This window comes from Nocardia sp. NPDC004722 (assembly GCF_053601505.1).
Genome location: NZ_JBSGBY010000410.1, coordinates 1 through 7,764 on the forward strand (window position 1 = coordinate 1; position 7,764 = coordinate 7,764).

Sequence of the window (7,764 nt, forward strand, 5' to 3'; positions counted from 1 at the left end):
GCGGCAACGCGATAGCCAGATAGCCGCGGGCGATGTCGATCCGCAGCAGCAGCGACACGATGGCTATCCCCCCGAACAGGCGCAGCGAGGCGACCCATCCGGCCGGAGCCCGCAATCCCAGCGGCGTTCCCGGCATGCAGATCGACGGGTACTTTCCCGGCGCGAACACCGCCAACACCAATCACGGCTGGAATCACGACGGCCAGTTCGTGATTCGGCTCCCCGAGCATTGGAACGGGGGGCTGGTGGTGAGCGGGTCGCCGGGCAATCGGCGGCAGTACGCCAACGACTTCGTGATCTCCGACTGGGTGCTGGCGCAGGGCTACGCGTTCGCCGCCACCGACAAGGGCAATACCGGCTCCGACTTCTTCCGGGGCGACGCCGCGCCCGGAGACGCGATGGCCCAATGGAACAGCAGCGTCACACAATTGACGGTCGCGGCGCAGGCCACGGTCGCGCAACGCTACGGGCGGCCCGCCGCCCACACCTTCATTGCGGGACTGTCCAACGGCGGCTACCTGGTGCGCTGGCAGCTGGAGAACGCGCCCTGGCTCTACGACGGCGGCGTCGACTGGGAGGGCACCCTGTGGACGGATGTGGATAACCCGCTCACCTTCCTGCCGCCCGCCATCGCGAACTACCCGACGTCGCAATCGGATCCGGCCGCCCGCGCCGCCATCGTGGCCGCCGGGTTCGCGGCCGAGTCGCAGCCGCTGTGGGACTACCACGACAAGACCTACTGGGAGCTGACCCAGCGCATCTACCGACAGGAGTTCGATCCCTCGTACGCGGGTTCCGATGCTGGGTACGACTTCGCCTCCCGTCCGCAAGCGGTCCACGACGCAGTCGCGCGGATCGCGCTGACGGGCCGAATCCAACGGCCGCTCATCACCGTTCACGGCACCCTCGACACCCTGCTGCCCATCGCACACGACTCCGACGTGTACGCCGCCATGATCCGCGCCCAGGGCCGCGCCGACCTGCACCGCTACTACCGCATCGAGGGCGGCAATCACGTCGACGCCCTCTACGACACCTACCCGAACCTGCTGCGACCCATGCTGCCGTGCTTCCGCAGCGCCTTCACCGCACTCGAATCCTGGACAACCGCAGGACAACCGCCGCCCGCCGACGCCACCCTGCCCCGCCCGGCCGGAACGGACCCGGCCAACACGTGCCCGCTGGGCAACTGAGAGAAAGAAGTATCGATGAGGAAGTTCACCACGACGGCCCTGCTGCTCGCCGCCGCGGCGGGTGTGGCCGCGGGGCCCGCCGGAGCAACCCCGGCCGGAACCGACGGCGGCGTCATCAATTACACCAACCAGGCCAGCGAAACAGGGTCGGTCATCCGCACCGACGCGGGCTCGCTGGTGGTGGAGGACGGCGCGCTGAAGATCAAGGCCGCCGACGGAACCACGGTCGCCGGAACGGCATTGACGTTCCGCGTCGACGACTTCGAGTTCCCGATCGCGGCGCAGGTCTCCGATCGCACCGCGACGCTCACCCCCCAGTTCGACGAAACGCACGCGGTGTACAAGCCGGTGGCGCTGCCGTACGAGGATCAGGCCCCCTGGAAGACCCAGTACGACCGTGAGCAGGCCGCCTGGAACCGCCTGCGCGACACCGTGAGCATGGGCGCGACCGTCGGCACGCTGGTCGGCGGTCTGGGCGGGGCCGCGCTGGGTTGCGTGGTCGGCGGCGTCGTATTCGCCGCGGCGACAGCGCCTTTGGCCACCATGTTCGGCGTCGGCCCGGTTGCGGGCTGCCTCATCGGGGCTTCGACCGTCGGCTTCCTCGGCACCATCGCCGGTCAGGTCTTCGTGACCGCGCCGGTCGCGATCGCGTCCGCGATCCAGTACTTCACCACGATCAATCAGCCGTTCACACCGGCGAAGTAGGACCCCATGAAGTTACGAAATATCCTGTCCGTCACGGCCATCGGGTTCGGTCTGGCCGCGATCACCGCGTCCATGGTGACCGCCGCCGTTCCGAGTCCCACTCCGGGTACGTTGCAGGGCTACAACATCAGCGGCACCTACGTCTCGGGTGTCTCCTCCGGCGGGTACATGGCCAATCAGCTTCATGTCGCGTATTCCAGCGTGTTCGACGGTGCGGGCATTTTCACTGCCGGTCCCTACCGGTGCGCCGGGGACTTCGACTACGCGGTCCGGGCGCAGAATTCCTGTATGCAGAATGGGTCCGGCCGTCAGACGCCTGCCCAATTGGAGTCGGCGACAAAGGATCTGGCGACTCAGGGCAAGGTGGATCCGGTTTCGGGCCTGTCCGGCTCCCCGGTGTACCTGTACCACGGCACCAACGACAACACGGTGCTGCAAGCCGTCAACGATGATCTCGCCACCTATTACACGGATTTCGGTGCGAACGTCACCTACAACAAATCCAGCGGGGCCGGGCACGCCTGGGTGAGCCCGCTGGGACCGGTGAGCTGCTCGAGTACACAGTCCCCCTTCCTCAACAACTGCAACAATGATCCCGAGAAGGAGATGCTCGCCAAGTTCTTCGGGAACGTGAGCGCCCCCGTCTCGACGTTGAGCGGCAAGCTGATCCAGTTCGATCAGAACGCCTATGCGCCCGGCGGCAGCGCGAGCGCGATCAGCATGTACGACAAGGGATTCGCCTACATCCCGCAATCCTGCGCGAGCGGAACGAGCTGCCGCCTGATGGTCGCCCTGCACGGCTGCAAACAGGGCTACGACTACCAATCCCTCGGCGACGCCTTCATGAAGGACGCCAACCTCAACGAATACGCCGACACCAACAACATGATCGTGCTGTACCCACAGGCGATCCCGGACAACAACAACACCAACCCGAACGGCTGCTGGAACTGGTACGGCTACGAGGGCGATGCCAACTACGCCTGGCACGGCGGCAAACAGATCGAAGCCATCATGGCCATGGTCCGCAAGATCAGCGGCGGCACCACCCCGCCGCCCACCACCCCGCCGCCCACCACCACGCCCCCGACCACCACGACCACCGTGCCGCCCACCACGACCCCACCGTCGACGACGACGCCTCCACCCACCACCACACCGGCACCCACCTGCGTGACCGCCAGCAACTACGCTCACGTCCAAGCCGGCCGCGCCGACCAGACCATGGGCACCGCCTACGCCAACGGCTCCAACCAGAACCTCGGCCTGTGGAACACCTTCGTCACCAGCACGATCAAGGAAACCAGCCCCGGATACTGGGAGAAGTGCTGATACACACCAGGCAGACGAAAGGATTCAGGTGTCCGGAAAGCTTGATGATGGGCCGTTCTTTCACGGCACGATCGCGGATCTGCGGGTGGGCGAGTTGCTCACCGCGGGTCGCCCATCCAACTATCGTCCTGAGATCGTCATGAACCACGTCTATTTCACCGCGCTGGTGGACGGGGCCGGACTTGCCGCCGAGATCGCCGCGGAACTGTCGGAGGGTGAGGCGGTTCCGCGGGTGTACGAGGTGGAGCCGACCGGGGAATTCGAGAATGACCCGAACGTGACCGACAAGAAGTTTCCGGGTAACCCGACCCGGTCGTACCGCAGTAGCGCACCGCTGCGCGTCGTTGGTGAGATCACCGACTGGACGCGTCTCACGCCCGAACAGTTGCAGATCTGGCGGGATCGGCTGTCGACGGTCGTGCGTGGCGAAATCCTGAACTGACGTCGGCGAGGACGGGATCGGCCCGGTACGCGATGCGCACCGGGCCGATTCTGTTGGGCGTCAGGCGACGATGTTCACCAGGCGACCGGGCACCACGATGATCTTGCGGGGCGGGTTGCCGCCCAGCAGTTCGGCGATCTTCTCGTCGGCCAGGGCGGCGGCCTCGACCGCTGCCTGGTCGGCATCGGCGGGGACGCTGATGCGGCTGCGGACCTTGCCGTTGACCTGGATCGGGTACTCGACCGAATCCGCCACCAGCAATGCGGGATCCGCGACCGGGAAGGGGCCGTGGGCCAGAGCGGTGGTGTGGCCCAGGCGTTCCCACAGTTCCTCGGCCACGTGCGGCGACATCGGGGCCAGCATCAGGACCAGGGGTTCGACCAGGACGCGGGGCGCGCCGTCGCCGTAGTTCTTGGTCAGGTAGTTGGTCAGCTCGATCAGCTTCGCGCCCGCGGTGTTGTCGCGCAGGTTGGCGAAATCGTCGTCGACACCGGCGATCGTCTTGTGCAGCAGGCGCAGTGCGTCGGCCGACGGCTCGGCGTCGGTGACCTTCAGCGCGCCGGTCTCCTCGTCCACCACCAGTCGCCACACGCGCTGCAGGAAGCGGTGCGCGCCGACGACATCCTTGGTGGCCCAGGGCCGCGAGGTGTCCAGCGGACCCATCGACATCTCGTAGAAGCGGAAGGTGTCCGCGCCGTACAGATCGCACATCTCGTCGGGCGAGATGGCGTTCTTCAGCGACTTGCCGATCTTGCCGTACTCCTGGAACACCTCCTCCTCCACGCCGGAAGCGTTGGTCCAGAAGAACTTTCCGTCCCGCTCCACGATCTCAGCGGCGGGCACGTACGCGCCGCGCGAATCGGTGTAGGCGAACGCCTGGATGTAGCCCTGGTTGAACAGGCGACGGTACGGCTCGGAGCCGGAGACCTCACCCAGATCGAACAGCACCTTCTGCCAGAACCGCGCGTACAGCAGGTGCAGCACCGCGTGCTCCACACCGCCGACGTACAGGTCCACGCCGCCCGGATCCTTCGGACCGTGCTCGGCCGGACGCGGGCCCAGCCAGTACTGCTCGTTCTCCGGCGCGCAGAAGACCTTGTCGTTGGTCGGATCCGCGTAGCGCAGCTGGTACCAGGAGCTGCCCGCCCAGTTGGGCATGACATTGGTGTCGCGGCGGTACATCCGCGGCCCGTCGCCCAGGTCCAGTTCGACGTTCACCCAGTCGGTGGCCTTGGCCAGCGGCGGGGACGGCTCGGAGTTCGCGTCGTCCGGGTCGAAGGTGACCGGGGCGAAGTCGTCGATCTCCGGCAGTTTCACCGGCAGCATGGATTCCGGCAGCGCGTGCGGCGCGCCGTCCTCGTCGTAGACGATGGGGAACGGCTCACCCCAGTAGCGCTGCCGCGCGAACAGCCAGTCGCGCAGCTTGTACTGGACGGTGCCGCGGCCGTGGCCGTCGGTCTCCAGCTGGGCGATGACGCGGGCCTTGGCGGAGTCGATGTCCAGGCCGTCCAGGTAGCCGGAGTTCACCAGCGGGCCGTCACCGGAGTACACGGCCTGCGAGACATCGCCGCCCGCCACGACTTCCACGATCGGCAGGCCGAAGGTGGAGGCGAACTCCCAATCCCGGGCGTCGTGGCCGGGGACGGCCATGATCGCGCCGGTGCCGTAGCCGCTCAGCACGTAGTCGGCGATGAAGATCGGCACGCGCGCCCCGTTGACCGGGTTGGTGGCGTAGGTGCCCAGGAAGACGCCGGTCTTCTCCTTGTTCTCCTGCCGCTCCAGATCCGACTTGGCGGCGATCGAACGCCGGTAGGCCGCAACGGCTTCCGCGGGCGTGTCGGCCCCGCCGAAGGTCCAGCGCGCGTCGGTGCCCGACGGCCAGGACCCGCCGGTCAGCTTGTCGACCAGCTCGTGCTCGGGGGCCAGCACCACGTAGGTGGCGCCGAACAGGGTGTCGGGCCGGGTGGTGAACACCTCGATGATGTCGCTGCCCGCCTCGAACTTGACCTGCGCGCCCCGCGAGCGGCCGATCCAGTTGCGCTGCATGGACTTCACGTTCTCCGGCCAGTCCAGCTCGTCCAGGTCGTCGACCAGGCGATCGGAGTAGGCGGTGATGCGCATCATCCACTGCCACAGGCGCTTACGGAACACCGGGAAGTTGCCGCGCTCGGAGCGGCCCTCCGCGGTGACCTCCTCGTTGGACAGCACGGTGCCCAGGCCCGGGCACCAGTTGACCATCGAATCCGTCTGGTAGACCAGGCGATACGAGTCGATCAGGGCATTGCGCTCGGCGGGGGTGCGCTCGGCCCAGGACCGGCCCTCGACCGGATTGCGCTTGCCGACCTCGAATTCGGTGATCAGCTCGTCGATCGGGCGCGCCTTGCCCAGTCCCTCGTCGAACCAGGCGTTGTAGATGCGCAGGAAGATCCACTGCGTCCACCGGTAGTACTCGGGATCGGTGGTGGCGAAGGTGCGCCGACGGTCGTGGCCCAGGCCCAGCCGGTCCAGTTGTCGCTGCATATTGGCCATGTTCGCGACGGTGGTGTCGCGCGGGTGCGCGCCGGTCTGCACCGCGTACTGCTCGGCGGGCAGGCCGAAGGCGTCATAGCCCAGGGCGTGCAGCACATTCCGGCCGCGCATGCGGTGGAAGCGCGCGAAGACGTCGGTGGCGATGTAGCCCAGCGGGTGCCCGACGTGCAGGCCCGCGCCCGACGGGTACGGGAACATGTCCTGGATGAACAGCTTGTCCGCCGGGATGTCGCCCTGCAGCGGGCCGACCGGGTTGGGGGCGTGGAACGTGCCACGCTCCTGCCAGTTGCCCTGCCACTTGCGTTCGATGCGGCCCGCGAGGTCGGCGTTGTAGCGGTGTGCGGGAACGTCGCCGCCCCCACCCGCGCTCGCGGTGGGTGTCTCGGATACACGGGTGTCCTGCACGGTCCTGCCTTCTTTAGTTCGAGCCGATCCCCGTTAAGGTCGCCCACCAGCGTAAAACGTGCCCACCCCAGGGCCCAAAAAGGGTGGGCGTACCGTTTACCCGGTGTTCGTCGTGGCGCTGATCCTCTTTGTCCTCGCGGCTGTGGCCGTGGTCACCGGCGTGCTCGGACTTACCGGGACCCTGCCGGGGAACCGGTATTTCGGGGTGCACTCCGAGGCCGCGGTGAAAACCGAGGAGTCCTTCAAGCTGGCCAACAAGGTGGCCGCGCCGACCTCCATCGTGGCCGGGCTGCTGCTCGCGGCCAGCGGTGCGGTCGCGATCGTGGCGGGCGGGGTGCCCGCGCTGATCGTCGCCGGGGTGGCAGTGGTGATCTCGGTGTTCACCCTGGGAGCCGGTGTGGCGGCCGCCGAAAAGGCCCTGGCCGTGGCCTTCCCGGAGGAGAAGGTCGGCGGTTGCGGCAGCGCCTGCGGGTCCTGCTCGCTGCGCGACGCGTGCGAGCCCGCCTGATCAGCTGACGGTGCCTGATCAGCTGACGGTGCGGCGCATCCAGATGTGCGGGATGCCCGCGTCCATGCCGATCTCGCCGTACGCCTCGTACCCGAGCTTCTCGTAGAAGCCGCGGGCCTGCGTCTGCGAATGCAGTTCGACCGCGGCCAGTCCGCGCTCACGCGCCCGCTCCTCGATGGCACGCACCAGCGCGACGCCCAGTCCGGTGCCACGCGTCTCCTTCAATACCGCCAAGCGGCCGAGCACACCCACGCCGTCGCGAACCACCATGCGCCCGGCTCCGGCGGGCACCCCGTCCAGCCGACCCAGGAAATGGTCGGCGACCTCGTCGAGCTCATCGATCTCGATATCCGCGGGCACACCCTGCTCATCCACGAACACCGTCATGCGCACGGCATACGCGTCGGCGAGTTCCTGTTCGGTACTGACGGTGACGACCTCGATCATGGGATCAGCATGCCCGAGTGACCCGGCTCACCCGCGGCGGGTGGGCCAGCGCAGCCGGGCGCGCCCGACCGGTCGCGACTCCGGGAGACCCAGCTCGCGGGCGAAGGCGGCGGCATCCTCGGCGGTGCTCGTCTTCGGCCGGGTGCGCGCCCACTCCACATAGCGAGCCACGAAAGCCGGCCCGGCCGCCAGCACCAGCTGCG

At 67.7% G+C, this 7,764-nt stretch carries 7 protein-coding genes; 5 read left to right on the forward strand and 2 right to left on the reverse strand.

Annotation, left to right across the window (positions count from 1 at the left end):
• Window positions 1–134: 134 nt before the first annotated feature.
• Genes ACWELQ_RS31340 through arr form a run of 4 tightly spaced genes read left to right on the forward strand, consistent with a single transcriptional unit; the run spans window position 135 to window position 3,672 of the window.
• Entirely contained in the window at window positions 135–1,193 is a 1,059-nt protein-coding gene (locus ACWELQ_RS31340) for a 3-hydroxybutyrate oligomer hydrolase family protein (RefSeq protein WP_452400640.1), read from the forward strand.
• A gap of 15 nt (window positions 1,194–1,208) precedes the next feature.
• The gene (locus ACWELQ_RS31345; RefSeq protein WP_452400641.1) at window positions 1,209–1,898 is read left to right on the forward strand and encodes a hypothetical protein; all 690 of its coding nucleotides are present in this window, start codon (window positions 1,209–1,211) and stop codon (window positions 1,896–1,898) included.
• A 6-nt stretch (window positions 1,899–1,904) separates the two neighbouring features.
• Window positions 1,905–3,230, forward strand: coding sequence for an extracellular catalytic domain type 2 short-chain-length polyhydroxyalkanoate depolymerase (locus tag ACWELQ_RS31350; RefSeq protein WP_452400642.1), 1,326 nt, complete (start codon window positions 1,905–1,907; stop codon window positions 3,228–3,230).
• A gap of 28 nt (window positions 3,231–3,258) precedes the next feature.
• Window positions 3,259–3,672 (forward strand): NAD(+)--rifampin ADP-ribosyltransferase, encoded by a 414-nt coding sequence (gene arr / locus ACWELQ_RS31355; protein WP_452400643.1) that lies wholly within the window; start codon window positions 3,259–3,261, stop codon window positions 3,670–3,672.
• Between the two features lie 60 nt (window positions 3,673–3,732).
• On the opposite strand, the gene leuS is transcribed toward arr, so the two are convergent.
• Complete coding sequence (gene leuS / locus ACWELQ_RS31360; protein WP_452400644.1) at window positions 3,733–6,606, reverse strand: leucine--tRNA ligase; 2,874 nt, start codon at window positions 6,604–6,606, stop codon at window positions 3,733–3,735.
• A gap of 103 nt (window positions 6,607–6,709) precedes the next feature.
• Between leuS and ACWELQ_RS31365 the strand changes: the two genes are divergently transcribed.
• Window positions 6,710–7,114: an SdpI family protein gene (locus ACWELQ_RS31365; RefSeq protein ID WP_452400645.1), complete on the forward strand. Its 405-nt coding sequence runs from the start codon at window positions 6,710–6,712 to the stop codon at window positions 7,112–7,114.
• Window positions 7,115–7,132: 18 nt separating this feature from the next.
• Here the strand turns inward: ACWELQ_RS31365 and ACWELQ_RS31370 are convergent, their stop codons facing one another.
• Window positions 7,133–7,561 carry a GNAT family N-acetyltransferase gene (locus ACWELQ_RS31370; protein ID WP_452400646.1) on the reverse strand — a complete coding sequence of 143 codons (429 nt, stop codon included), beginning with the start codon at window positions 7,559–7,561 and terminating at the stop codon, window positions 7,133–7,135.
• Window positions 7,562–7,764 lie beyond the last annotated feature (203 nt).

Excerpts from the sequence above, each read along its gene's own strand:
- ACWELQ_RS31340 (WP_452400640.1), top strand. The coding sequence starts at position 135 with ATGCAGATCGACGGGTACTTTCCCGGCGCGAACACCGCCAACACCAAT.
- ACWELQ_RS31345 (WP_452400641.1), top strand. The coding sequence starts at position 1,209 with ATGAGGAAGTTCACCACGACGGCCCTGCTGCTCGCCGCCGCGGCGGGT.
- ACWELQ_RS31350 (WP_452400642.1), top strand. The coding sequence starts at position 1,905 with ATGAAGTTACGAAATATCCTGTCCGTCACGGCCATCGGGTTCGGTCTG.
- ACWELQ_RS31370 (WP_452400646.1), bottom strand. The coding sequence starts at position 7,561 with ATGATCGAGGTCGTCACCGTCAGTACCGAACAGGAACTCGCCGACGCG.